Origin of the sequence: Streptomyces sp. GESEQ-4 (assembly GCF_017948455.1) — a bacterium.
Taxonomy (GTDB): domain Bacteria; phylum Actinomycetota; class Actinomycetes; order Streptomycetales; family Streptomycetaceae; genus Streptomyces.
This window is the reverse complement of record NZ_JAFFSU010000006.1, coordinates 240,476-264,351: the sequence shown is the minus strand read 5'-3', so window position 1 is coordinate 264,351 and position 23,876 is coordinate 240,476. Positions and strand designations below refer to the sequence as shown.

Below are 23,876 nucleotides of genomic sequence, written 5' to 3'. Positions count from 1 at the left end.
TGACTAGACCCACTTGGCCTGAAGCAGGTTGATTCCGGGGTACGGCTGGGCCCTTATCCCGGCGAGTTCGGCGGGGTCCCAGGCGGTCATCAGCTCGTTGTGGACGACCGGGTAGAGCACGGCCTGTTCGGCGACGACGTCGATGTAGTCCTGGATCATCGTCTTCTTCCGGTCCGCGTCCGGCTCCCGGGTCGCCGCGTCCATGTCCTGGAAGAGCTTCTTGGCGACCGAGTTGTCCGCCCAGCGCGTGTACCCCATCCACAGGTTGGTGGGCCCGTAGTTGTAGTGCATGATCAGGTCGGCGTCGAGGCCGAACTGGTTGGGGTTCGAGGCGGCGGCGACGACCTGGTAGTCCTGCTTCTGGTCCATCTTGGTGAAGACGGCCGTGGTCTCCTGCGGATTGAGGGTCGTCTTGACGCCGATCGCGTCCCAGGACGCCTTGATGGTCGGCAGGCAGTCGACGATCCAACTCACGTTCACCGCAAGGATGTCGATCTTCAGCCCGCGGACCCCGGCCTGCTTCAGCAGCGCCTTCGCCTTGTCGGGGTCGTAGTCGTAGACCGTCTTCGCGCGCCGGTAGCTCGGGTTGCCCTCGTTGAGGAAGGACGACGACGGTTTCCCGTGTCCCTTCAGCGCGACCTCGACCATCTTCTCGGTGTCGATGGCGTAGTGCAGCGCCTGCCTGACCCGCACGTCGTCGAAGGGCTTGTGCTTGGTGTTGAACATCAGGAACAGGTTGTTCATCCCGGCCCCGCCCGCGACCGTGAGCCCGCCGCTCGTGAGCTGGCCGATATTGGCGTACGGGATGTTGTCGGCGATCTGCGCGCCCGCGCTGGCGCCGGAGATCCGGGCGACGCGCGGGGCGGCGTCCACGATCGTCAGCCAGTTCATCTTCTGGAAGGCGGCCTTGCGCGGGCCGTTGTAGTCGACGTACGCCTCGAAGGTGGTGTTGGACTTCGGGTGGTGCGCGGTCTGCCGGTACGGTCCCGAGCCGATCGCCTTGCCCCTGATCGCGTCGTCGAAGGCACCCGGCTGCGAGAACACGTGCTTCGGCATGATCTTGGCGAGGGTGAGCCGCGAAATCCCTTCCGGGAAGGGGAACTTGAGCACCAGCTCGACGTTCTGCGCGTCGATCTTCCGGACTTCCTTCAGCCAGCTCGCGAAGAACCCCTTGGCCAGGGTCTGCGTCTTCGGGTCGAGGATCCGGTCGAAGACGAACACCACGTCGTCGGCGGTGACCGGCTTGCCGTCGTGGAAGGTGGCGCCCGCCCGCAGCGTGAACTTCCAGGACGTGCTTTTCGGGTCGCCCGGCACCTGTGTCGCGAGCGCCGCGTACGGCTCGCGGGAGATCGGGTCGGTGTCGAGCAGCCCTTCGTAGATGTGGTTGTTGGCGGCCATGCAGAACGCCGACGCGGTCTGCGTGGGATCCCAGCTGCCGTCGTTGCCGTAGCCGATGACCGCGGTCAGGGTGCGGTTCTTGCCGCTGCCGCCGGTGTCATTGGTCGACTCCGGGCCCGCCGAACAGGCCGACAGCGACGCGGTGACGGCGGCGGACGCTCCCAGCGCGCCGGTGTACTTCAGGAACGACCGGCGATGCAGCGCCGGCACGTCGTCGGTCACGTCGCGCACGGTTCCTCCAGCGAGATCAGGGTGGGGATACGAGAGGACGGGCGGAAGATATGAGGAGATACGACGTCCTACGTCCTGCAGTCAGCGCGACCATAGGAGGGGCTGTGAGGGCGGTCAAGGGAACGCACACGAATGGCGTATATGCCAGAGGTCGGACCAATGGCGCTGTCGCGTGCCGATGTTGACGAACCGTCACCGGTCAGACGTGGGACGTGGGACGTCCCGGGCGCGTACGATGCGGCGCATGTCCTCGGAGCCCAGGAACAGCCGGATACAGCGCGAGGTCGTACAGCTGATCCTCGACCGCAAGCTCCGGGTCGGTGCGCCGCTGCCCACCGAGACCGAGCTGATGGCCGACCTCGGCGTCAGCCGCAACTCCGTCCGCGAAGCCCTCAAGGCGCTCCAGGCGCTCGACATCGTGGAGATCCGCCACGGCTTCGGCACCTACGTCGGACAGGCCTCCCTGACCCCGCTGATCGACGGGCTGACGTTCCGCACACTGGCCCGGCACGAGGGCGACGCCGACGCGCTCGCCGACATCCTGCAGGTGCGCGAAGTGCTGGAGGAAGGGCTGATCCGGCGGGTGACGCCGCTGCTCAGCGACGCCGACCTGGACCGCCTCGAGTCGGTCGTGGACCGCATGGAGGCCGCGGGCCGGGCGGGTACGCCCTTCGCTGAACTCGACCGCGAATTCCACGAGTTGCTCTACGCCTCGCTCGGCAACGCGCTCGTGCCGCAGCTGCTCGGCGCCTTCTGGACCGTCTTCCGCCGCGTGGCCGGCGCGCTCGGCCGCCCCAACGAACCCGCACCGGAACTCACCGTCAGCCGCCACCGCGACATCGTCACCGCCCTGCGCGCCCGCGACGTCGAGGGCGCGCAGCGTGCGATGGCCGTCCACTTCCAGGGGATCGAGGCGCGGGCGGCGGCGCCGGCGGGGCCCACCGGGGCGCGGTGAGCCGGGCGGTGGGGGGCGCCGTCCCCTGTGCGGCGCCCCCGTGGACAGTGTTCGTGCCACGGAAGCGTCTGGATGTGATCCGCGCAGAACCTCATACCTTGGTTGCCGTGCCATAGACCTTCGGGCGACAGCCTGGACAAGCCCCCGCTCGCCACAGTGAGGGCATGGAGAACACCAAGAACGGGATCAGCAGGGCGCGGTTCCTGGCCGGGGCCGTGGCCGCCGGAGTCGCGGGGGCGGCGATGCTGCCGGCGACCGGTGCACAGGCGACGGAGGCGACGGGGGGCCGTCGCGGGCTGCGGCACCGGGGTGTCGTCTACACCGTCGGCGCGGGGGAGACGCCCGGTACGGCCTTCAGCACCGCCCGCATGCGCAGGGACATCCGGGTCATCCGCGACGACCTGCACGCCGACACCGTCGACGTCACAGGCGACGGCGTCGAACGCCTCAACACCACCGCCACCGAGGCCGCCGAAGCCGGACTGCGCGTCTGGCTGCAGCCCACCCTCGGCGACGCCCCCGAGCGGGACATCCTCGACCACATCGCGGAGACCGGCCGGCACGCGGAGCGGCTGCGCCGGCAGGGCGCGGGCGTCGACTTCAGCGTGGGGTGCGAGTTCTGGCTGTTCGTGCCGGGGATCGTGCCCGGCGAGACGGTTCTCGACCGCATCGAGAACCTCCTGAACGGCACGGTCGACTATGCGCGGATGCAGCGCCGTCTCGACGCCTTCATCGCCAAAGCCGCCGCGGTCGGCCGCTCCGTCTTCCGCGGCCGCCTCTCCTACGCCGCCGCGCAGGACGACAAGGTCGACTGGAACCTGTTCGACGTCGTCGGCATCGACTACTACTCGTCCCACCCCGACCGCGCCGACTACGTACGGGAGTTGAAGCGCTACCTCCGCTGGGGCAAGCCCCTCGCCATCACCGAGTTCGGGACGTGCACGTTCGTCGGCGCCCCCGAGGCGGGCGGTATGGGCTGGAACATCGTCGACCACTACAAGACTCCGCCGGAGATCAAGGGGAACCCGGTTCGGAGTGAGCGTACGCAGGCCGACTATCTGGTCGAGCTGCTGGACGTCTTTGAGTCGATGGGGCTGTATGCGGCGATGGTCTTCGAGTTCGTCACCGCGGACTCCGAGCACCGGGTGGACGATCCTCGCTATGACATCGACATGGCGAGCTATGCCATTACGAAGCCGATCAAGGATCGTCCGGGGGATCCGGAGTCTGACTGGCACTGGGAGCGGAAGGAGGCGTTCAGGGCGATTGCGCGGCGCTGGGGGTGCCGGGATCGGTCGTGAGCGTGTGCGGCGCCGTTGTGGCTGGTCGCGCAGTTCCCCGCGCCCCTATCGGGGCGTGGTTGTACCGCTGCCTAGTTGCAGTACGTGTCCTTTCGCGGACGCTCTCCGGTCGCCAGGAAGCGGGACGCGATCTCGTCGCCGCACGCCGTGCCGTCGTCCAGATACGCGCCGTGGCCGGTGGCGTCGTTGACGACCATGACTGCTCGCTTGCCGAGCGCCGCGCGGAGTTTCAGGGCGCCGGTGAGTGGGGTCGCCACATCGCGTTCGTTCTGGACGAGGAGGACGTTGGACGGGCCGCGGTCGGTGATCCGGACCGGCGCCTCGCGCTGTTCGTAGGGCCATGCGGCGCAGATCATCGCGTTCCGGGGCATGCCCGCGGTCAGCGGGTGCTCGGCCCGGCTCTTCGCCACATCGTCCCGGTAGGCGTCGGCGGAGGCCGGCCAGTCGGCGTCGTTGCAGATGGTCCCGATGGCGACAGCGGAGAGGTTCTGAAGTGCCTCCTCGGGCGGGGACGGCGGCGCGGGCGGCACGGTCCCCTTCCGGGCGGCCAGGATCAGCTGGGCGAGGCCGGGAAAGTCGTCCGTGTCGTACATCGCGCTCAGCATCGCCTGACGTAGCTCGTTGCCGTTCAGCACGGGCGGGTTGGCGCCGGGCCAGGGGATGGGCTCGCGGTCGAGGCGGGCGGTCAGGCTGAGGAAGTCCGCCCGGACCTTCGCCGGGGTCTCGGCGAGCCGGTGCGGATTGCCGGGCGCGGAAGCCCACTTGGCGAACTCGGGGAACACGTCCTCGACGCCCCGCTCGAACGCGGCCAGCCAGGCGCGCTGGACCCTGACGGGGTCGGGGTTGTCGTTGCTGTCCAGCACGATGCGGTCGGTGCGGTGCGGGAACAGCTCGTTGTAGATCGAGCCGACATAGGTGCCGTAGGAGACACCCCACGCGGAGATCTTCCGCTCGCCGAGCGCGGCCCGGATGCGGTCGAGGTCGCGGGCCTCGTTGACGGAGCTGAGGTGCTGGATCAGCTCGCCGCCATTGCGGGCGCAGGCGTCCGACATGCGCTTCGCGGTGACCAGGTTCTCCGTGATGGAGCCGTCGGGGGCGGGCCAGGGCCGGGTCGCCGTGAGGGCGAGATCGCGGCGTTCGAGGCCGCAGTCGACGGAGGTGGACGGGGCCAGCCCGCGCGGGGCGAACCCGATCAGGTCGTAGGCGTCGCGCACCTTCTGCGGCAATTGCTGGCCCTTGCCCGACGGGTTGTTCAGGCTGGAGCCGCCGGGTCCGCCGGGGATCAGCAGTAAGGCGCCCCGGCGGGCGGACGGCTTCTCGCTCGGGATACGGGAGACGGCGACGTCGATCGTCGGCCCGTCCGGGTCGGCGTAGTCCATCGGTACCTCGACTGTCGCGCACTGCTGTCGTGGATCGAGGCCGGTGCCCTCGCACTTCGTCCACTTCAGCGACTTCGGCGACTTTGGCGCGGGGCCGCTCGTGGCGGACGCGGTGAGAGGCGTCACGACACCGAACACGATTCCGGAGGCGGCGGCGATCAGGGCGAGGCTCTTGGTCATCGGCTTCATGGGTACGAGCCTCGCGGAGCCCGACCGTCCCTCACATCCGGGCAACAACCCACTTCGCACGGGGGATTACCCCAGTGCCCACGTCAGGGTCACCCCCGACTCACACATCCCGCCGGTCCACGACCACCACCGCGACCACGGCCGCCACCGCCGCCCACGCCGCGAACACCACCCAGCTCCCCGTCACCGTCGTCGGATAGTGCGGCGGATAGAGCCGGATCGCCGACTCCCCGTACGTCACATCGACCAGCCGGGTCCAGGCGTTGACGGGCAGCGCGTTGCGGACGGCCGCCGTCCAGGCGTAGCGGTCGGTGATGAAGGTCGGCAGGAGCAGCAGGACGACGGTGATGGCGCCTGTCGTCGTGGCCCCGTGCCGGATCACCGCGCCCAGCCCCATGCCGACCAGCGCGGAGACGGGGGCGAGCAGGGCGGAGGCCAGCAGCAGCGACAGCACGCCCGGGTGACTGACCGGGACGTCCGCGCCCCGGCCGGAGAGGATGCCCTGCGTGGCGGCGTACGACGTGCCGACGACCACGGCCCCGTAGCCGGTCATCGCCCCCGCCACCACCGTCACCTTCGCCGCCATCAGCGCCCGCCGGTCGGGAACGGCCGCGAACGTCGTACGGATCAGCCCGGTCGCGTACTCGCCGACGACCGTGATCGCGCCGACGCTCGCGCACACCAGGATCAGGATCAGCGCGGCCCCGGCGGTGAACGCGTCCCGCAGCGCCCACTCCACGTAGTCCGCCTTCATGTCGGCGGGCATGTACGGGTAGTTGACGTAGTGGTCCCGGGCGGCGTTCGCGTTGAAGCCGAGGACGGTCAGCGTGCCGAGGCCGAGTGCCCAGTAAGTGGAGCGCAGGGAGCGGAGTTTGAGCCACTCGGCGGCCAGGAGGTCGGTGAAGCGGGCGTCGGTCATCGTGGGTCTCCGGCGGTGTACTCGGCGCTGTCGGCGGTCAGTTCCATGAAGGCCGCTTCCAGGGAGGCGGCGCGTGTGGTCAACTCCCTGACCAGGAAATGGTGTTCGAAGGCGAGCTCGCCGATCCGCTCGGTGCTGAGCCCCGCCACCTGGAGCGTCTCCTCGTCGTACGGCGCCACCGCCGCACCCTGAGACGCCAGTACGCCGGCCAGCGCCCCCGCGTCCGGAGACCGCACGGTCACCGTCGGCGCCGTCCCCCGCGCGGAGAACTCGGCGAGGCTCTCGGCGGCGATCAGCTCGCCCCGTCCGATGACGATCAGGTCGTCGGCAGTGTGCTCCATCTCTGACATGAGGTGGCTGGAGACGAAGACCGTACGCCCCTCGGCCGCCAGCCTCCGGAACAGTCCCCGCACCCACAACACCCCTTCCGGATCAAGCCCGTTGAGGGGCTCGTCGAAGACCAGCACCGGCGGCTCGCCGAGCAGCGCGGTCGCGATGCCGAGCCGCTGCTTCATGCCCAGCGAGAACCCGCCGACCCGGCGCCGGGCGGCGGCATCACCGAGCCCCACCTCCGCCAGCACCTCGTCCACCCGGCGCGCGGGGATGCGATTGCTCCGGGCCAGTGCCCCCAGATGCGCCCGCGCACTGCGTCCGCCGTGCACATCGCCGGCGTCCAGGAGCGCGCCGACGTGCCGCAGTCCACGGCGGTGGCGGCGGAAGGCGTGGCCGTCGACGGTGGCGGTGCCGCCGCTCGGCTCCACGAGGCCCAGCAGCATCCGCAGGGTCGTGGTCTTGCCCGCGCCGTTCGGACCGAGGAAGCCGGTGACGCGGCCGGGACGGACGGAGAAGGACAGGTCGCGGACGGCGGTCGTGCCGCCGTATCTCTTGGTCAGTTCGTTGACTTCGATCACGGGAACACGGTCGCGCGGCCGGCCGGTGCGGCACATCGGCCGCCCGCTGACACTCGTACGCACCCGATGTCGACCGTGGTTGTACATCTCCGGGCCGATGACCAGCTCATAGAGCCCGCTCTACGATCACGTCATGCCCGCCACCGAACCGCCGCCGCCCCTGCACAAACGCATACCGCCGGGCGTCTGGGTGGCGCTCGCGTGGTGCGCGGGGGAGCTGTTCACCCGCCTCGCGCGCGTGCGCCTGCCCGGCGAGATCGAGCCTGAGGAGTGGCCCGCGGCCCAGCTGTACCGCTGGGAGGGGCTGGTGACCCTCGTGCTGGCCACAGCGCTGGCCCTGAACGGCGGCCGCCTGCTGTCCCGGAAACCGCTCGCCGCTCTCGCCTGCCTGCTGACGGCCGCGGGCTTGGCGACGACCGCGCTGGGAGGGGGCGAGATACCGATGGCCCAGTTCCTCGCGCCCACCGTCGCCTTGTACTTCATCGCGGCGTCGCAGGCCCGGCGGACTGCCGTGATCGCCCTGGCCATGGCACTGGGCACGCTGGCCGGCTGGCTGACCGTGCGCCTGCTGAGCGGCTGGACCGTTGGCACCTCGGCCGAGCTCACCGTGGCCATGGTCGCCGTGATCGCCTGGCTGCTCGGCAACTCCTCCCACCAGGCCCGCGTCCACGCCGAACGGCTCGTGGCCGAGCACGCCGCGCAGGTCGTCACCGCGGAACGCCTGCGCATCGCCCGCGAGATGCACGACACGGTCGCCCACAGCATCGGCATCATCGCCCTCCAGGCCGGAGCGGCGGCCCGCGTGGCGACGGCCCGTCCGGAGGCGGCCCTGGAGGCGATGCGGGCGGTGGAGAACGAGGGGCGGGAGACGCTGGCGGGCCTGCGGCGCATGCTGGTCGCGCTGCGGGCGGCGGACGAGGGGGAGAGCATGACCCCGGCCGGTCTCGCCGACGTGGACCGGCTCGCGGCCACGACGACGGCGGCGGGCGTCCAGGTCGAGGTGCGCCGCGTCGGCGACCCCCGAGCCCTGCCCCCGGACATCGACCTGTCGGCCTTCCGCATCGTCCAGGAGTCGGTCACCAATGTCGTACGGCATGCGGGCACGCGCGCGTGCCGGGTCACGCTCGACTACCGCGCCGACGACGAACTGGCCCTGGAGATCACCGACGAGGGCCGGGGCAGCGGCAATTCGACCGACACGGGCTTCGGGCTTGCGGGCATGAGAGAGCGCGTCGCCCTGCTCCACGGCGAGTTCACGGCGGCACCGCGCCCCGAGGGCGGCTTCCGGGTGGCGGCAAGGCTGCCGGTGCCGGTGGTGGTCCGATGACCGCCCCGGTCCGGGTGGTCCTCGCCGACGACCAGCAGCTGATCCGCACGGCACTGAGCATGGTGCTGGCCGAACTCGACGACGTGGAGGTCGTCGGGGAGGCGGCGACGGGGGAGGAGGCGGTGCGGCTCGTCGCCGAACTCGCCCCGGACGTCGTGGTGATGGACATCCGGATGCCCGGCATGGGCGGCATCGAGGCCACGGACCACATCACCCGCGACGTGCCCGACACCCGGGTCGTCGTCCTCACCACCTTCGACGACGACGATCACGTCTACGGCGCCCTGCGCGCCGGCGCGTCCGGCTTCCTCGTCAAGGACATGGCCCTGGACGACATCATCGCGGCCGTACGCGTCGTCGCCGCCGGAGACGCCCTCATCGCCCCCAGCGTCACCCGCCGCCTCATCCGCGACTTCGCCTCCCGCCCCCAACCGCCCGGCTCCCGCCGCGACTTGAAGGCCATCACGGACCGCGAACGCGAGGTCCTCACCCTCGTCGGCACGGGCCTGTCCAACACGGAGATCGCCGCGGAGCTGTGCATCAGCGTGGCGACAGCCAAGACCTACATGACCCGCCTGCTGACCAAGCTGGACGCACGGGACCGGGTCCAGCTGGTGATCATCGCGTACGAGGCGGGCCTGGTGTCGGTGAGTTAGGCACGGGCTCTCGCTACTCCGAGCCGTCCGCGTCGGCTGTGGTGCGGCTGGCCAGTCGTTCGTATCGCTGCCTGGCGGCTTGCGGAGTGCCGAGCCCGAGTCCGAAAGCGATCTCCTGCCAGGTCATGCCGCGGCCCCGGGCCATCTGGAGAAGTCCGGTTTCCAACTCGTCCATCTCCCCGCGAACCAGTGGGACGAGACTCAATGCGGCGGTGATATCGGCGTGGTCCACCTCCGGTTCGCCGTCATCGGGCTGTGCGGCGCCGCTGAGCAGGAACGACACAAGCCTGACGGCCTCGTGCGGCCCGAGGACCGAGGGGTGAACCTGCCGGTGGCGCTGCTTGTCCGTGGCCGCGTGGCGTTCGGCGATGCGGAACAGGGACGCGTAGACGCGGTGTGCCCGCGCCTGCTCCGGCTGCGGAGGCGTGAAGGGATCGGCCGGCTGATCAGGAGTCGAAGGCATGAGATGAGCATGAGATGCGCACGACTCGATGTCAACTAGACGTTGTAAACAACCTGTTCACTTCAACGCTTGGCGAGGTGGACCTCTGCGCCGGCGTCGGTGAAGACCAGCGCGGCATAGGGATTGACGCGATCGGGGACAACTCCCGCGTCGGCGGCGACTGTTCGTCCGGTGCGCCCGTCGACGACGAACGTTCCGTCCTTGCCCTTGGCGTAGAACCGATCCTTGAACTCGGCTTCCACGGTGGCGTTCCAGTCGTCGGGGCCGTTCCCCGCCGCCCGGCGCCACAAGATCTTGCCGGCTTTGTCCATCGCGAGTGCCCCGTCCTGCTTCGAGGCGCACAGCACAACGGTGCCGCCTTCGCCCTGACCGCAATCCATGCCGCTGGTCAGGCCGGCACGCTTGGACAGGACGAATTCGCCGGTCGCGATGTCGATCAGCTGCGCCTGCTTGCTGCCGTCCTCCTCGAACTTGGCGAAGGGTGTGCCGTCGATCGACGCGACGGTACCTTGCGGCATCTTCTTGGACCACAGGTCACTGCCGTCGGTCGTGGCGACACCGGTCAACGGGAACGCCTGGGCCGCGTCATCGCCGAACCCCACCAGGGCGTCGCTGGATCCACCGATCTTCCAGAAGTCCGGACGCTGCCACAGCAGGCGGGGCTTGCCGTCCAGGGCGACCGCGAAGGTGCCTGTCATGTAGTCGTCCGCCGTCCAGGTGACGGCCGCAACGCCGTCCCCGATCCCCATCTGGAGCGCGCCGAGCTTGCCGTCCGGTTCGCCATGGATGTCCACGGGAAGCCGCCAGATCAGCTTGCCGTTGTCCGCGCGGGCGGCGATCACCTCGAACCCGGCCTGGGCCGAACCCTTGCCTTTCTTGGCGAGTTGGACCGGCACGACGGCGAGCATGGCCGGTGCACCGCCGATCTGCGCCGACGTAGGGGCCCGCACGCGCCCGGCGATCATGCCGGCCTGCTTCTTGCTCAGTTCGCGTGGCGCCGGCAGATCGTACGTCGGCGTGTTCTGGGTTGGGATGGTGGTGACGGCCTTGCCCGTGGCCAGGTTGTACATCGTCACGCCGGACGCGTGCGCATGCCAGGCCGCACGCCCGTACAAAGCGACGCTGGGGGTATCCACCGGGCCGGTCGGCAGGACATGGGCCGCCTTGCTGTCGAACGCCGAGGGCGCCGCGGCCCGTGGATCGCCGCTGAGGTCGAGGGCTTTCCGGGTGGGCGAGCCGGAGCCCGCAGGACTGCCGCCGCCCTCCGTCGAGCCTCCGGTGCACGAGACCAACAGAGCCACCGCAGCCAGGCCGATGACACCTGCACGTACCGGACTTCGACTTCTCATCCGACTCTCCGCGTTCCGTGACCTGCACTGCTGATGTGCGCAGATTCGACCACGGACGGAACGGGACCCCTCCCGTCACAGGACAGACACAGTATCTCCGCATTCGGCGCACCACCCCACGGTGCGCCACCTCACGGAAGCGAGGGCCCTATGAGACGCATGTGTCATGCGCTGTTAGTGGGTGCGGTCGCCGTCGGAGTCTCGGGTGTGTTCCACCCGGTCGCGTCGGCCGCCGACACCTCTCCGCTGGAGGTCAAGAACGTCACGGCGAGTCCCGATGACGGCAATGTTCCCGCCAACACCCTGGACAACAACCTGAGCACCCGCTGGTCGTCGCAGGGCGACGGGGCGTGGATCCGGTACGACCTCGGCTCGGCGCAGACCGTCGGGTCGGTGTCGCTGGGCTGGCATCAGGGGAACAGCAGGACCAACACCTTCGACGTCCAGTTGTCCGACGACGGATCGTCGTGGAAGACCGTCCTGGCCCGGAAGACCAGCAACGGCAGCACACTTGAGCAGCAGAGCTACGACTTCGCCGACGCCTCGGCCCGTTACGTACGGATCGTCGGCCACGGCAACACGGTCAACGCCTGGACCAGCATCACCGAGACCGACATCTACGGAGCCGACGGCACCGGCGGCGGTGGCGGCGGTTCCTGCGCGTACCCGGCCGACGTGCTGGACCTGACGAACTGGTACATCGGGCTGCCGGTGGGCGAGGAGGAGTCCCCCACCAACGTCTACCAGCCCGATCTCGACACCTACGCGAACGACCCCTGGTTCACCACGTCCGACGAGTGCGCGGCCGTCCGGTTCCGCGCCCCCGTCAACGGCGTCACCACCAGCGGCTCCAAGTACCCCCGCTCGGAGCTGCGGGAGATGACGGACTCGGGGAAGAACAAGGCGAGTTGGTCGTCCACGTCCGGCACCCACACGATGGTGATCGACCAGGCCATCACGGACGTCCCCAAGGAGACCCCGAACGTCGTCGCCGGCCAGATCCACGGCGGCTCCGACGACCTCAGCGTCTTCCGTCTGGAGGGCGAGAAGCTCTACGTCACCGACGGCGACACAAAGCATCACCATCTGGTGACGGCTGACTACAAGCTGGGCACGCGGTTCGAGGCGAAGTTCGTGGTCAGCGACGGCAAGATCAAGGCGTACTACAACGGCGTGCTGCAGACCACGTTGTCGAAGGACTTCTCCGGCGCCTACTTCAAGGCGGGCGCGTACACGCAGGCCAACTGCGGCAACTCGGATCCGTGCAGCGCCGACAACTACGGCCAGGTGAAGATCTACGATCTGAACGTCACGCACAGCAACGGCAACGGCGGTGGTGACGGCGGCGACGGCGGCGGGGACTCGACCGAGGCCGCCAAGCGGTACGGCTGGGGCAACCCGCTGCCGATATCCGACGAGTTCAACTACACCGGCCCGGTCGACCCCGCGAAGTGGGACGTACCGTCGGGCAGCGTCGGCGGCACGCCCCAATGCTGGGACGGCCACGAAAAGAACGGCCGCCGGTGCGGGAAGAACAGCACCGTCGCCGACGGCATCATGACCATGCGCGGTGAGGCGAACGGCGACACGGGGTGGATCAGGCAGCACGAGCCCACCCAGTACGGCCGGTGGGAAATCCGGTCCCGCTCCCGGAACACCGGCCCGGAGGGCGTGCCCTACCACCCGCTGCACCTGATCTGGCCCACCGCGGGCGACCGGTTCGAAAACGGCGAGTACGACTGGGTCGAGTACTCGGACCCCGACGCGCAGTGCCTCGGGGCGTTCCTGCACTACCCGAAGAGCCCGTCGGACAAGAAGGAACAAGAAGATCACTGCCCCGTGGACATGACGAAGTGGCACAACTTCGCGTTCGAGTGGACGTCCAAGGCGCTGGTCGGCTACGTCGACGGTGTCGAATGGTTCCGGCTGGCGGACGGCGCGAACGCCGACCGAGGGAACATCCAGGACATGCCCCTGGGGAACCTCGTCATCCAGCTGGACAACTTCGCCAAGAACGGCGTTCCGCGCCCGGCCGTGTTCGAGGTCGACTGGGTCCGGACGTACGACGTCGATGCGAGCGAGGACCCCTCCGGGGATTCCCCGGTCCAGGTCGCAGACGTCACGGCAAGTCCTGATGACGGCAACGTTCCCGCCAACACTCTGGACAACAACCTGAGCACCCGCTGGTCGTCGCAGGGCGACGGGGCTTGGATCCGCTACGACCTCGGCTCGACGCAGAACGTCGGGTCGGTGTCGCTGGGCTGGCATCAGGGGAACAGCAGGACGAACACCTTCGACATCCAGCTGTCCGACGACGGATCGTCGTGGAAGACGGTCCTGGCCCGGAAGACCAGCAGCGGCAGCACACTTGAGCAGCAGAAGTACGACTTCGCCGACGCCTCGGCCCGCTACGTACGGATCGTCGGCCACGGCAACACGGTCAACGACTGGACCAGCATCACCGAGACCGACATCTACGGAGCCGACGGGGGCGGTGACGGCGGCGAGGATCCGACAGATCCAACGGACCCAACAGACCCGGCCCCCGTTCGCACCGTCCGTGTCGCAGACTCCACCGCATTGAAGAGCGCGTTCAGCGACGCGCGCCCCGGCGACCGCATCGTCCTCGCGGACGGCACGTACTCGATAGGCAAGTTGACCGGCAAGAACGGAACGGCCGCCCAGCCCATCACCGTCGTCGCGGAGAACCGCGGCAAGGCGGTGATCGGCGATGGGCAGCTGGAGGTGGCGAGCTCCTCCTACGTCACCTTCCAGGGGCTGAAGTTCACGAACAGCAACACCCTGAAGATCACCAGCTCGAACAACGTACGGCTGACCCGCAACCACTTCCGGCTGACGGAGGGGGAGTCCTCGCTGAAGTGGGTGATCATCCAGGGTGAGAACAGCCACCACAACCGGATCGATCACAACCTGTTCGAGGAGAAGCACCAGCCCGGGAACTTCATCACCATCGACGGGTCCGGGACGCAGCAGTCGCAGTACGACCGCATCGACCACAACCACTTCCGAGACATCGGCCCCCGCGTGACGAACGAGATGGAGGCCGTCCGGGTCGGCTGGAGCGGCATGTCCCAGTCGAGCGGATTCACCGTCGTCGAGTCGAACCTCTTCGAGAGGTGCGACGGTGACCCGGAGATCGTCTCCGTGAAGAGCAACGACAACATCGTCCGCCACAACACCTTCCGTGCCTCACAGGGCGTCCTGTCCCAACGGCACGGGAACCGCGGTGAGTTCTACGGCAACTTCTTCTTCGGGGAGGGCAAGGCGGGAACCGGCGGGATCCGCATCTACGGCCAGGACCACAAGATCTACAACAACTACTTCGAGGGCCTGACCGGCACCGGCTTCGACGCCGCGCTGCAGATCGACGGCGGCGACGTGGACACCTCGGGCGCGCTGAGCGCGCACTGGCGCGTCTACCGGGCGACCGTCGTGCACAACACCTTCGTGAACAACGTGTCCAACATCGAGATCGGCGCCAACTACAACCTCGCCCCGGTCGACTCGGTCATCGCCGACAACGTCATCACGGGCAGCCGGGGCAAGCTGCTCAACGAGGTCAAGAAGCCCGTGGGCATGACCTACGCCGGCAACATCGCGTGGCCGACCGGATCGGCGACCGTCGGCGTGTCCCTGCCCTCCGGCTCCGTCAGGGCGGTCGACCCGCTGCTCGCCTCCGACGGATCGCTGTACCGGATCGGCGCGGGCAGCCCGGCGATCGACACCGGTACCAGCGGCCACGCCTTCGTGACCGAGGACATGGACGGCCAGGCCCGAGTCGGCACCATCGACGCGGGCGCCGACGAACGATCGTCGTCCCCGGTCACACGGACGCCGCTCAATGCGACGGACGTAGGCCCAGGCGCCGCGTAGGACGCGCAAGAGGACCGGTGGCGGGTTCAACCCCGCCACCGGTCGTGCCCCGAAGGGGCGCGGGGAACTGCGCGACAAGCCCCCCACGCCGCCGCAGCCGCCCAACGACCTATCGCGGCACCCCCGCGGAGCGCTTAGCGCTTAGGGAGATGGACCTCCGTGCCCTTGTCGGTGTAGACCAGCGCGGCATAGGCGTTGACGCGATCCGGCACAATCCCCGCGTCCGCGCTGACCGTTCGTCCGGTACGGCCGTCGATGACGAATCCTCCGTCCTTGCCCTTGGCGTAGAACAGATCCTTGAACTCGGCTTCCACGGTGGCATTCCACTTGTCCGGACCGTCCCCCGCCGCCCGGCGCCACAGGACCTTGCCGGTCTTGTCCACCGCGAGCGCACCGTCCTGCTTCGAGGTGCACAGCAGGACGGTGCCGCCCTCGCCGTGTTCGCAGTTCATGCGCTTGGTCAGGCCCGCCCGCTTGGACAGGACGAAGTCGCCGGTCGCGATCTCGATCAGCCGCGCCTGCTCGCTGTCGTCGTCGAGTTTGGCCAATGGGGTGTCGGTCGATTTGACCGCCCAAGTGGTTCCGGCGGGGATCCCCTTGGCCCACAGGTCACGGCTGTCGGTCGCGGCGACACCGGTCAACGAGTATTCCTCGGCCGAGTCTTCGCGGAATCCCAGAACGGTGTCGCCGGATCCGGCGACCGTCCAGAAGTCCGCACGCTGCCACAGCATGCTGGGCTTGTCGTCCAAGGAGACCGCGAAGGCGCCTTGCGGGTAGTCGTCCTCGGTCCAGGAGACGGTCACCACACCGTCCCCGGGCTCACCCAGAAGCGCGCCGAGCTTGCCCTCCGGCTTACCGTAGATGTCCACAGGCAGCCGCCAGATCAGCTTGCCGTTGTCCGCACGGGCGGCGATCACCTCGAATCCGGCCTGCGCCGAACCGCTGCCCTGCTTGGCGAGCTGGACCGGCACGACGGCGACCAGCGCCGGTACACCGCCGATCTCCACCGGCACAGGGAACGACACGCGGCTGCGCACCATATCGGCCTGCTTCTTGCTCAGATCGCCTGGCGCCGGCAGGTCGTACGTGGGCGTGTTCTGGGTCTTGATGTCGGTGACGGCCTTACCCGTGGCCAGGTTGTACATCGTCAGGCCGGACGCGTGCGTGAGCCAGGCCGCACGCCCGTACAGAGTGAGGGGAGGGAATCCCTTCGGGCCCGTCGGCAGCACATGGGCCGCCTTGCTGTCGAACGCCAAGGGCGCCGCGGCCCGTGGATCGCCGCTGAGGTCGAGGGCCTTCCGGGTGGGCGAGCCGGAGGCAGCGGGACTGTCGCCTTCCCCGGTCGAGCCTCCCGTGCACGCGGCCAACAGAGCCACTGCGGCCAGGGCGACGACACCTGCACGTACCGGACTTCGACTTCTCATCCGACTCTCCGCGTTCCGTGACATGCACTGCTGACGGGCGCAGATTCGACCACGGACGAGCCGGGACCGGTCCCGGCCTCCGAGTCAGGGCGTCGTCGTCCGCAGGTACTCCCCGAGGCGGGCGATGGCAGAGGGGTTCCGCGGGCTCTCCACCAGGTCGACGTAGTCGAGGGTGAAGATCCGCTTGTGCTTGACGGCCGACACGTTCCGCAGCGGGGCGTAGGACAGCAGGAACCTTCTCTTCTGCTCCGCGCTCACGTCCCCGTAGTCGCAGACCACGATCACGTCGGGGTCGCGTTCCACAACGGTCTCCCAGCCGACGGTCGTCCAGGAGTCCTGGAGGTCGTGCATGACATTGACCCCGCCCGCCTCGCTGATGATCTGGTCGGGCGCGGCGTAGCGGCCGGAGGTGAAGGGCTGGTCCTCGCCGCTGTCGTAGAGGAAGACCTTGGGGGAAGCGGACGGGGCCTTCGCCTTCACCTCCGCCACCTCGCGCTTGAAGCCGGAGATCAGGGCCGCCGCCCGCTTCTCCACGCCGAACAGCTTGCCCAGGTTGGTGAGGTCCTCGTACAGCGCGTCCAGCGGCGGCATGATGCCCCGCGAGGACTCCGTACGGCCGTTGCGGCAGGACTCGGTGAGGATGTACGAGGGGATGCCGAGCTTGCGCAGGGCGTCCGGGGTGAAGCCGTCGTCCTCGCGGAAGCCGTAGTTCCAGCCGGCGAAGACCCAGTCGGCGCGGGCGTCGAGGACGTTCTCCTTGGTGAGCTGGTCCTTCGACAGCCACGTCACCTTGTCGTAGCCGTCCTTCCACGGCACCCCGCCGAGGTCCCCCTTGTCGTCGGGCATCGCGAACCCGACCATCCGGTCCTCAAGATCGAGCGCGAACATCAACTCGGTGATGCCGACATCGTTGGTGACGACCCGCTCGGGGACCTTGTCGTACGTCACCTTGCGCCCGCAGTTGGTGAGCGTGACCGACGACGCGGCCTTCGAGTCCGGCGAGGGCTCGACCTCGGCACCGCAGCCGGTGATGAGCACGGCGAGGCAGACGGCGGCGGCGACAACTGGCTTACGCATGCGGGAGAGTTCCTTAGTTCCTTATTCGGACGGCGGGAGAAGGTCGAAGAGCAGCTGCATGGCACCCGTCTCCGGATGCCGTACGGGATGCGCGCGCACGCCGAACACCTCGGCGAGCAGGTCCGGGCACAGGACGTCGTGCGGCGGCCCGGACGCGACGACCCGGCCCGCCGAGAGGACATACAGCAGATCGCAGTGCGCGGCGGCGAGGTTCAGGTCGTGCAGCGCGGCCAGCACGGTCAGGCCGCTCGCCCGGACCAGGGACAGCACGTCCAACTGGTGGGCGATGTCGAGGTGGTTGGTCGGTTCGTCGAGGACCAGCACCTGGGGGCGCTGCGCCAACGCCCGCGCGATCAGCACGCGTTGCCGCTCGCCGCCCGACAGAGCGAGGAAGCCGCGGGCGGCCAGATGCTCCACGCCGGTGGCCCGCATCGACTCCGCGCAGATCGCCCGGTCCTCCGCCGCCGTACGGTCCCGGTGCGGCAGCCGCCCCATCCCGACCACCTCGGCGACGGTGAAGTCGAACTCCGACGACGACTCCTGCGGCAGCGCGGCCAGTCGCCGGGCGGCGGCACGAGGAGCCAGCGTGTGTACGTCGTCCCCGTCCAGCCGTACGACCCCCGCAGCCGGCCGCAGCGCCCGGTACACGCACCTCAACAGGGTCGACTTCCCACTCCCGTTGGGCCCGACCAGCCCCACGAACGCCCCGCTGTCCACGGTGAGCTTGATCTCGTCGACGAGCCGCTTCCCGGCGGCCTCGACCGTCACGCCCTCCACGTCGAGCCGCATCAGCGCCCCCCGAAGGCGTAGCCGCCGCGCCGCATCAGCAGCAGGAAGGCCGGGACGCCGACCACCGCGGTGATCACCCCGACCGGCAACTCCGCGGGCGCCAGCAGCAGCCGGGACAGCACATCCGCCCACACCAGCAGTACGGCCCCGGCGAGCGGCGCGACGGCCAGCACCCGCCGGTGATCGGCGCCCACCAGCATCCGTACGACATGCGGCACCATCAGCCCGACGAACCCGATGGCTCCACTCACCGCGACGACCGTCCCGGTCACCGCCGCCGTGACGAGGAACAACTCCCGCCGCAGCCGCCCGGGTTGCACCCCCAGCGTCGCCGACGTCTCGTCCCCCATCGCCAGCGCGTTCAGGGCCTCCGCCCGCCACCGCAGCCACACCCACCCGGCCACGACCGTCGCGGCGGCGATCGGCACCCGTGGCCAGGTCGCCCCGCCCAGACTCCCCAGCAGCCACATCATCGCCGACCTGGCCGCCTCGCCCCGGGCCGCGCCGAACACCATCACGGTCGTCAGCGCTTCGAAGCCGTACGCCAGCGCCGTCCCCGTCAGGATCAGCCGCAGCGGCGTCAGCCCGTGCGTCGCGGAACGCGCCACGGCGTACACGATCGCCATCGCCACCAGCGCCGAGCAGAACGCCGACACCGACAGCGCCCACACCCCGAGCCCCGCGAACGCCCCGAGCAGGATGACCGCGTTGGCCCCCACAGCGGCACCGGACGAAATCCCCAGCACGAACGGATCGGCCAGCGCGTTACGCACCATCGCCTGCACAGCCACCCCGACCGTCGCGAGCCCCGCCCCCACGACAGCGGCGAGCACGACACGAGGCAGCCGGATCTCCCAGACGATGGTGTACGACGCCACGTCCGCGGAGTGAATGGTCTCGCCGGTGAACCCGGCCCCCAGGAACCGGAGGACGTCACCCCAGCCGACCCCGGCGGCCCCCAGCCCGACGCCGGCGACAAGGGAGACGAGGAGCAGCATCGCGAGGGCGACAACCAACAGCGGCACAGATACTCGGCCTGGGGAGAGGCGCACGCTCGGCGGTCCTTCGCCTCGGCTCGCAGTCCTCGGCGAGCGGTCAATGGGCTGGCAACCGCCTGCGGGTAATCGGGCTTGCACGTCGGCCCCAGGGGGCCCACGCACACACCGTTGCGGGTCAGCGCCGGACTCTCACCGGACTTCCCCCGCAGGAGGCTCGGGGAGACTAGCAGGCGCGGATGAAGGCCGCCCAGGCGGTGGCGCCGAGGAGGATGACGGGGCCGTCGGCGACTTTGCTGTCGCGGACCGGTACGACGCCGGGGACTCCGTCGGCGACTTCGACGCAGTCGCCGCCTTGCCCGTTGCTGTAGCTGCTCTTGCGCCAGCGGGCGGCGCCGGGGAAGTCGTACGCGACCTCGACGCAGCTGCCGCCTTCGCCGTTGCTGTGACTGCTCTTGCGCCAGCGGGCGTTGCTCAGGTCGTACTCGCGCATCGTCTGTAGTCCTCAGCCGCCGATTCGATCAGGGCCAGGGTCGCCGACGGCGACAGTGCGGCGCCCCTGAGCAGATCGTATGCGCGCTGTGCCCGCTTCACCACAGCCGGATCGTCCAACAACGTTCCCGAAAACGCGGTCTCTGTATAGGCGACCGGAGGGGCGTCGTCGAACTCCATGAGCTGCAGCATTCCGCCCATCGACGCATGCGCTCCAGCCGCGAACGGCACCACCGTCACCCACACCTTGCGCTCCCGCATCAGCCCCGCGATGTGCTCCAGTTGCTGGGCCATGGCCTCCGGGCCGCCCACCGGGCTGCGCAGCACCCCCTCATGCAGGATCACCCAATACTCCGGCCTTGTAGCGTCCTTGAGGATGTGCTGGCGCTCCAGGCGGGCCGTAACCTTCTCCTCCACGTACTCGTCGGTGACGAACGGGTTGGCCGCGATGGTGACCGCCCGTGCGTAGGCGGCGGTCTGCAACAGGCCCGGCACCACGGTGGGTGCGAACTCCGCAATCTTCGTCGCCGTCCGCTCCAGTTCCACGACGGCCGCAAAATAATCGGCATACCGTTTGTCGTCGATGAGCTTGCGCCACGCCCGCTCGAAAATACCGTCGGTTTGCAGCACCTCGTCAATCCGCTGGGCGATATCCAGCTGCGGCTTTCGAATCGCCTGCTCGAACTGGCCGATATAGGCGCCCGAGACGAAGACGCGCGCCCCCAACTCGACCTGAGTGAGCCCCCTGTCCTCCCGGTGCCGCTTCAGTTCCGTGCCGAAGAACTCCCATGCCGCCTGACGTGAACCGTTGGCCACAGTTCAACCCCCTTGTACTGCCCCGCACTTGTAGAGCACAGACTCCTGCCGAGTGTAGATGTGGTGCGCGAGCCTTGAGATGCGAAGCGTAAAACCCGAAAAGGGAGGGGAACCACGTGAAGGCACAGCACTCGGCGCTCTGCGTCGAAGAGGCGGAGGAAGCAGTGAAAGAATTGCGGGCAGCGTTGGAAAACGCAGGAATCATTCTGCCGTCCCTGCGGCTCGACCCGGCAAGTCTCGCGCGGGAGACCCCATGTCCGCTCGTCGAACTGGGCGGCTGTTCCGTCGAGGCCGCGCAGCGACTCGCGGTGGTCCTGCGATGAAGCCGCCGGTCGGGTCGTACGTGGTGGACACCCGCACTGGGCGGGTCGGCCTCGTCATGGGGCACGAGGGGCCATACGTACAACTCAGACCGTACGGCGGCGGCAAGGAGTGGGACGCCGAGCCCAGCGTCGTACGGCATGCCACCCCCGCCGAGCGGCTCAGTGCCGCCACGGCCTATGCGAACGCACGCAGCCGTGGCGAGATCCCCTGAGGGGCCGCTCACCTAGGGTGGCCGGCGATATGCCGGCCACCCTCGAATTTCGGCCGAGCACCGGCCGGTGATGGCCCCCTGGGTGGATGTCCCCATCGGGTGGGCACATGTCCCGGTCGGTAATGGGTGATTGTCACGGATATGCGGTGACGGTTGTCCGTAGAGGGTTTTCTTATGTCAGCCCTAGAGTCGCTTTCCGAACGAGGCTCCGAATCACCGGATGACGGGTCCCTCAGAGCGGAAAGGCGGCCGATGAAACGCGTGCACCGAACCGATGTGAAGGCGGAAATCGTAAGGGAACCGGGAGCGAAGGAAACGACGCACCGCAAACTGATCGACACCCCGGACGGCGCGGACCGCTTCGTCCTCACCGAGTTCGAGGTGTCGCCGAACGGGTCCACCCCGCCCCACTTCCACGACTGGGAGCACGAGATCTACGTGCTCGAAGGCTCCATGGGCCTGGTCCTGCCCGACCAGGGCCGCACCGAGCAGGTCGGGCCGGGCGAGGCCATCTTCATCCCCCGGGGCGAGCAGCACGGCTTCGTCACCGGCCCCGAGCAGACGTGCCGGTTCCTTGTGGTCGCTCCGTGCGAGCGGCCGCCGGTGCGCAACGTCTTCCTCTCCGAGGACCCCTACGAGTACACGCAGATGCCCGAGTACACCAGCCTCCTGGAGAACAAGTGACGACCACTCAGGACCTCCACACCCAGGCCGGCTCCCCCGCACCCGACGGCGACTCCTCGCGGGTCCACACCATCCTGACCGCCTACCTCCAGTCCAAGGCCGTGTTCACGGCCCTCGAGCTCGGGGTCTTCGAGGCGCTGGAGAAGAACCCGCGCACCGTGGCCGAACTGGCCCGCGAACTGAACCTCCAGGAACGTCCCACCCGTGCCCTCCTCGTCGCTCTCAAGGGCCTGGACCTGGTGCGTGCCGAGAACGGCGGCTACCGCAACTCCGACGAGACGAGCCGGTATCTCGTCGCCGGGCGGCCCGAGTACATGGGCGGGTTCGCCGCGCACCAGAACTCCCACTTCGGCCACTTCTCCCGCCTCGACGAGGCCGTACGCACCAACACCTCCCTCAACCAGCGGGTCCTCAAGCAGGGTTACCGCGACCAGGGCGCCGCGGCCGGAGAGGGCCGCGAGGGCACCGGGCGGCTCATCCAGGCCATGCGGGTCAGCTCCCGGCTCCAGGCGGGCAAGCTGGCCGCCGCGGCCCCGCTGGCCGGCGTCGGCCGCGTCGTCGACCTGGGCTGCGGCTCGGGCGACTACTCGATCGCCCTCGCCTCGCACCACCCCGAGTTGCGCGTCACGGCCCTCGACTACCCCGCCGTGACCGACCTGGCCCGCGCCAACGTGCGCGAGGCCGGACTCGAGGACCGGATCGAGGTCAGGCCCGCCGACATCATGGAGGACGCCTGGCCCGAGACCGACGCGGTCCTCCTCTCCCACGTCCTCGACGGCTACGGCCCCGAGCGTGCCGCCCACCTGGTCAAGCGCATCCACGCCCATCTGCCCGACGGCGGACGACTGTTGGTGCACTCCCACATGCCCGCCCTGGCCACCGGGCTCTTCCCGGCCATGTTCGGGCTGATCCTCCTGGTCAACACCGAGGAGGGCGAGGTCCGGGACGTGGACGAGATCCGCGCCTGGGTGGAGGGCGCCGGGTTCCGGGACATCGGCACCCGCAACGTGTCCCTGCTCTCCGGTCTGCTCACGGCAACCAAGTAGGACGCCACGATGACGGACACCCCGGTGCAGGCCGCGCCCCCCGCCGCGGCGTTGGCCCGCTACACGACCGCCCCCGACCCAGGCCCGTTGCTCGCCCTCAACTTCGGCTTCGCCAGGGCCAGAGCCCTCGGTACGGCCCTGGAACTGGGCGTGTTCACCGAGCTGGCCCGGGGCCCGCGCGGCATCGAGGACCTCGCCGGCGCACTCGGCTGCGACCCCCGGGCCCTGGGCGACCTGCTGGCCGCCCTCACCGAGTTCGGACTGCTCACCGGTGACGGGCAGGGACTGACCGAGCTGTCGCGTGCCTACCTCGTCGAGGGCGAGCCGACCTACCTGGGCGACCACTTCACCGAGGTGCTCGGCCAGTGGGACCGGTGGAGTGCGCTGACCTCGGTCACCCGCTCCGGCGACCGCTCCGGGGACTTCGGCGCCCCCGCCTCGCGCGGTCGTCACCCCGGACTCTTCGGCGGCGGTTTCCCGCTCGCCGTCCGGGTCGCCTTCGCGGCGGTCGAGGCCCTGGGGATGCGCGGCGCGGGCCGGGTGCTGGACCTGGCCTGCGGGGGCGGCGAGTGGGGCATCGCCCTTGCCGCCGCCGATCCGCGGGCCGAGGTGACCGCGCACGACGATCCGGTGCTGCTCGGGTCGGCCCGGGCGCGGGCGGCGGAGTTCGGGGTGGCCGACAGGTTCCGGTTCGTGTCCGCCGACTTCGCCGCACCGCCGTTCGCCGACGCCGGCTTCGACACCGTGGTGCTGGCACACGCGGGCCGCTTCGCGGGGCCCACCGCCACGGCCCGGCTGGTGCGGGAGTGCGCCCGGCTGCTCCGCCCGGGCGGCACGCTGCTGCTGGCCGACGTCATGCGGCCGGAGCCCGGGCGGCCCGCGCTGAGCCGGCCGATGCTCGGGCTCAGCCTCCTGGTCAACACCGCGGACGGGGCCGTACTCGCGGCGGAGGACTACCGCGCCCTCATGGAAGACGCCGGTGTGACGGCGAAGGAATGCGTAACGCACGGGCTGGTGACGGCCCAGACAGGAGAAAGGCGGTAACC

The 23,876-nt window shown here is 69.4% G+C and carries 22 protein-coding genes and 1 riboswitch; of the genes, 10 read left to right on the top strand and 12 right to left on the bottom strand.

From position 1 onward, the window contains the following. Positions 1–3: 3 nt before the first annotated feature. Entirely contained in the window at positions 4–1,629 is a 1,626-nt protein-coding gene (locus KCH48_RS15100) for an ABC transporter substrate-binding protein (RefSeq protein ID WP_210574410.1), read from the bottom strand. A 235-nt stretch (positions 1,630–1,864) separates the two neighbouring features. Here KCH48_RS15100 and KCH48_RS15095 point away from each other — a divergent pair, with 235 nt between their 5' ends. Both KCH48_RS15095 and KCH48_RS15090 read left to right on the top strand, forming a co-directional pair. Next, on the top strand, positions 1,865–2,584 hold the full coding sequence (locus KCH48_RS15095; RefSeq protein ID WP_210574408.1) for a FadR/GntR family transcriptional regulator: 720 nt from the start codon (positions 1,865–1,867) through the stop codon (positions 2,582–2,584). A 164-nt stretch (positions 2,585–2,748) separates the two neighbouring features. Beyond that, positions 2,749–3,885 carry an abortive phage infection protein gene (locus KCH48_RS15090; protein WP_210574406.1) on the top strand — a complete coding sequence of 379 codons (1,137 nt, stop codon included), beginning with the start codon at positions 2,749–2,751 and terminating at the stop codon, positions 3,883–3,885. Positions 3,886–3,956: 71 nt separating this feature from the next. Here the strand turns inward: KCH48_RS15090 and KCH48_RS15085 are convergent, their stop codons facing one another. From KCH48_RS15085 to KCH48_RS15075, 3 genes are all read right to left on the bottom strand, one after another. Continuing rightward, positions 3,957–5,453: an alpha/beta hydrolase gene (locus tag KCH48_RS15085; RefSeq protein ID WP_210574404.1), complete on the bottom strand. Its 1,497-nt coding sequence runs from the start codon at positions 5,451–5,453 to the stop codon at positions 3,957–3,959. Between the two features lie 100 nt (positions 5,454–5,553). Further along, positions 5,554–6,372: an ABC transporter permease gene (locus KCH48_RS15080; protein ID WP_210574397.1), complete on the bottom strand. Its 819-nt coding sequence runs from the start codon at positions 6,370–6,372 to the stop codon at positions 5,554–5,556. Further along, entirely contained in the window at positions 6,369–7,283 is a 915-nt protein-coding gene (locus KCH48_RS15075) for an ABC transporter ATP-binding protein (protein ID WP_210574395.1), read from the bottom strand. The genes KCH48_RS15080 and KCH48_RS15075 overlap by 4 nt, the downstream gene beginning before the upstream one ends. Positions 7,284–7,416: 133 nt before the next feature. Here KCH48_RS15075 and KCH48_RS15070 point away from each other — a divergent pair, with 133 nt between their 5' ends. After that, positions 7,417–8,610 carry a sensor histidine kinase gene (locus tag KCH48_RS15070; protein WP_210574389.1) on the top strand — a complete coding sequence of 398 codons (1,194 nt, stop codon included), beginning with the start codon at positions 7,417–7,419 and terminating at the stop codon, positions 8,608–8,610. Next, entirely contained in the window at positions 8,607–9,266 is a 660-nt protein-coding gene (locus KCH48_RS15065; RefSeq protein WP_210574387.1) for a response regulator transcription factor, read from the top strand. Before KCH48_RS15070 ends, KCH48_RS15065 begins: the two co-directional genes overlap by 4 nt. Positions 9,267–9,279: 13 nt before the next feature. Here the strand turns inward: KCH48_RS15065 and KCH48_RS15060 are convergent, their stop codons facing one another. Further along, positions 9,280–9,729, bottom strand: coding sequence for a DNA-binding protein (locus tag KCH48_RS15060; protein WP_210574385.1), 450 nt, complete (start codon positions 9,727–9,729; stop codon positions 9,280–9,282). A gap of 62 nt (positions 9,730–9,791) precedes the next feature. Further along, on the bottom strand, positions 9,792–11,078 hold the full coding sequence (locus KCH48_RS15055) for a PQQ-binding-like beta-propeller repeat protein (protein ID WP_210574383.1): 1,287 nt from the start codon (positions 11,076–11,078) through the stop codon (positions 9,792–9,794). A gap of 207 nt (positions 11,079–11,285) precedes the next feature. Here KCH48_RS15055 and KCH48_RS15050 point away from each other — a divergent pair, with 207 nt between their 5' ends. Further along, entirely contained in the window at positions 11,286–14,972 is a 3,687-nt protein-coding gene (locus tag KCH48_RS15050) for a chondroitinase-B domain-containing protein (protein ID WP_210574381.1), read from the top strand. A gap of 134 nt (positions 14,973–15,106) precedes the next feature. Here KCH48_RS15050 and KCH48_RS15045 read toward each other — a convergent pair whose 3' ends face one another. The 6 genes from KCH48_RS15045 to KCH48_RS15020 all read right to left on the bottom strand — a co-directional run bounded on the left by KCH48_RS15045 (position 15,107) and on the right by KCH48_RS15020 (position 20,565). Continuing rightward, positions 15,107–16,396: a hypothetical protein gene (locus KCH48_RS15045; RefSeq protein ID WP_210574379.1), complete on the bottom strand. Its 1,290-nt coding sequence runs from the start codon at positions 16,394–16,396 to the stop codon at positions 15,107–15,109. A gap of 84 nt (positions 16,397–16,480) precedes the next feature. Beyond that, positions 16,481–17,473 carry an ABC transporter substrate-binding protein gene (locus KCH48_RS15040; RefSeq protein WP_210574377.1) on the bottom strand — a complete coding sequence of 331 codons (993 nt, stop codon included), beginning with the start codon at positions 17,471–17,473 and terminating at the stop codon, positions 16,481–16,483. Between the two features lie 21 nt (positions 17,474–17,494). After that, positions 17,495–18,262 carry an ABC transporter ATP-binding protein gene (locus KCH48_RS15035; RefSeq protein ID WP_210574375.1) on the bottom strand — a complete coding sequence of 256 codons (768 nt, stop codon included), beginning with the start codon at positions 18,260–18,262 and terminating at the stop codon, positions 17,495–17,497. Beyond that, entirely contained in the window at positions 18,262–19,260 is a 999-nt protein-coding gene (locus KCH48_RS15030) for an iron ABC transporter permease (protein WP_210574583.1), read from the bottom strand. The genes KCH48_RS15035 and KCH48_RS15030 overlap by 1 nt, the downstream gene beginning before the upstream one ends. A 99-nt stretch (positions 19,261–19,359) precedes the next feature. Further along, a riboswitch (cobalamin riboswitch) is annotated at positions 19,360–19,503 on the bottom strand. Beyond that, positions 19,484–19,750 (bottom strand): DUF397 domain-containing protein, encoded by a 267-nt coding sequence (locus KCH48_RS15025; protein ID WP_210574373.1) that lies wholly within the window; start codon positions 19,748–19,750, stop codon positions 19,484–19,486. It overlaps the preceding riboswitch by 20 nt. After that, complete coding sequence (locus KCH48_RS15020; protein WP_210574371.1) at positions 19,732–20,565, bottom strand: helix-turn-helix transcriptional regulator; 834 nt, start codon at positions 20,563–20,565, stop codon at positions 19,732–19,734. The genes KCH48_RS15025 and KCH48_RS15020 overlap by 19 nt, the downstream gene beginning before the upstream one ends. Before the next feature lie 116 nt (positions 20,566–20,681). Here KCH48_RS15020 and KCH48_RS15015 point away from each other — a divergent pair, with 116 nt between their 5' ends. The 5 genes from KCH48_RS15015 (at position 20,682) to KCH48_RS14995 (ending at position 23,874) form a co-directional block, all read left to right on the top strand. Further along, a complete protein-coding gene (locus tag KCH48_RS15015) occupies positions 20,682–20,888 on the top strand; it encodes a hypothetical protein (RefSeq protein WP_210574369.1) in 207 nt (68 codons plus the stop codon). Continuing rightward, positions 20,885–21,100: a hypothetical protein gene (locus KCH48_RS15010; protein ID WP_210574367.1), complete on the top strand. Its 216-nt coding sequence runs from the start codon at positions 20,885–20,887 to the stop codon at positions 21,098–21,100. Before KCH48_RS15015 ends, KCH48_RS15010 begins: the two co-directional genes overlap by 4 nt. Before the next feature lie 276 nt (positions 21,101–21,376). Beyond that, on the top strand, positions 21,377–21,784 hold the full coding sequence (locus tag KCH48_RS15005) for a cupin domain-containing protein (protein ID WP_307840888.1): 408 nt from the start codon (positions 21,377–21,379) through the stop codon (positions 21,782–21,784). Next, positions 21,781–22,830: a methyltransferase gene (locus KCH48_RS15000; RefSeq protein ID WP_210574363.1), complete on the top strand. Its 1,050-nt coding sequence runs from the start codon at positions 21,781–21,783 to the stop codon at positions 22,828–22,830. The genes KCH48_RS15005 and KCH48_RS15000 overlap by 4 nt, the downstream gene beginning before the upstream one ends. Positions 22,831–22,839: 9 nt before the next feature. After that, entirely contained in the window at positions 22,840–23,874 is a 1,035-nt protein-coding gene (locus KCH48_RS14995) for a class I SAM-dependent methyltransferase (RefSeq protein WP_210574361.1), read from the top strand. Positions 23,875–23,876 lie beyond the last annotated feature (2 nt).

Bases quoted from the DNA above. Each gene is read 5' to 3' on its own strand.
- KCH48_RS15095 (WP_210574408.1), top strand. From the start codon at position 1,865: ATGCGGCGCATGTCCTCGGAGCCCAGGAACAGCCGGATACAGCGCGAG.
- KCH48_RS15030 (WP_210574583.1), bottom strand. From the start codon at position 19,260: ATGCTGCTCCTCGTCTCCCTTGTCGCCGGCGTCGGGCTGGGGGCCGCC.
- KCH48_RS15010 (WP_210574367.1), top strand. From the start codon at position 20,885: ATGAAGCCGCCGGTCGGGTCGTACGTGGTGGACACCCGCACTGGGCGG.
- KCH48_RS15045 (WP_210574379.1), bottom strand. From the start codon at position 16,396: ATGAGAAGTCGAAGTCCGGTACGTGCAGGTGTCGTCGCCCTGGCCGCA.
- KCH48_RS15035 (WP_210574375.1), bottom strand. From the start codon at position 18,262: ATGCGGCTCGACGTGGAGGGCGTGACGGTCGAGGCCGCCGGGAAGCGG.
- KCH48_RS15080 (WP_210574397.1), bottom strand. From the start codon at position 6,372: ATGACCGACGCCCGCTTCACCGACCTCCTGGCCGCCGAGTGGCTCAAA.
- KCH48_RS15085 (WP_210574404.1), bottom strand. From the start codon at position 5,453: ATGAAGCCGATGACCAAGAGCCTCGCCCTGATCGCCGCCGCCTCCGGA.
- KCH48_RS15070 (WP_210574389.1), top strand. From the start codon at position 7,417: ATGCCCGCCACCGAACCGCCGCCGCCCCTGCACAAACGCATACCGCCG.
- KCH48_RS15025 (WP_210574373.1), bottom strand. From the start codon at position 19,750: ATGCGCGAGTACGACCTGAGCAACGCCCGCTGGCGCAAGAGCAGTCAC.
- KCH48_RS15060 (WP_210574385.1), bottom strand. From the start codon at position 9,729: ATGCCTTCGACTCCTGATCAGCCGGCCGATCCCTTCACGCCTCCGCAG.
- KCH48_RS15065 (WP_210574387.1), top strand. From the start codon at position 8,607: ATGACCGCCCCGGTCCGGGTGGTCCTCGCCGACGACCAGCAGCTGATC.
- KCH48_RS14995 (WP_210574361.1), top strand. From the start codon at position 22,840: ATGACGGACACCCCGGTGCAGGCCGCGCCCCCCGCCGCGGCGTTGGCC.
- KCH48_RS15040 (WP_210574377.1), bottom strand. From the start codon at position 17,473: ATGCGTAAGCCAGTTGTCGCCGCCGCCGTCTGCCTCGCCGTGCTCATC.
- KCH48_RS15090 (WP_210574406.1), top strand. From the start codon at position 2,749: ATGGAGAACACCAAGAACGGGATCAGCAGGGCGCGGTTCCTGGCCGGG.
- KCH48_RS15055 (WP_210574383.1), bottom strand. From the start codon at position 11,078: ATGAGAAGTCGAAGTCCGGTACGTGCAGGTGTCATCGGCCTGGCTGCG.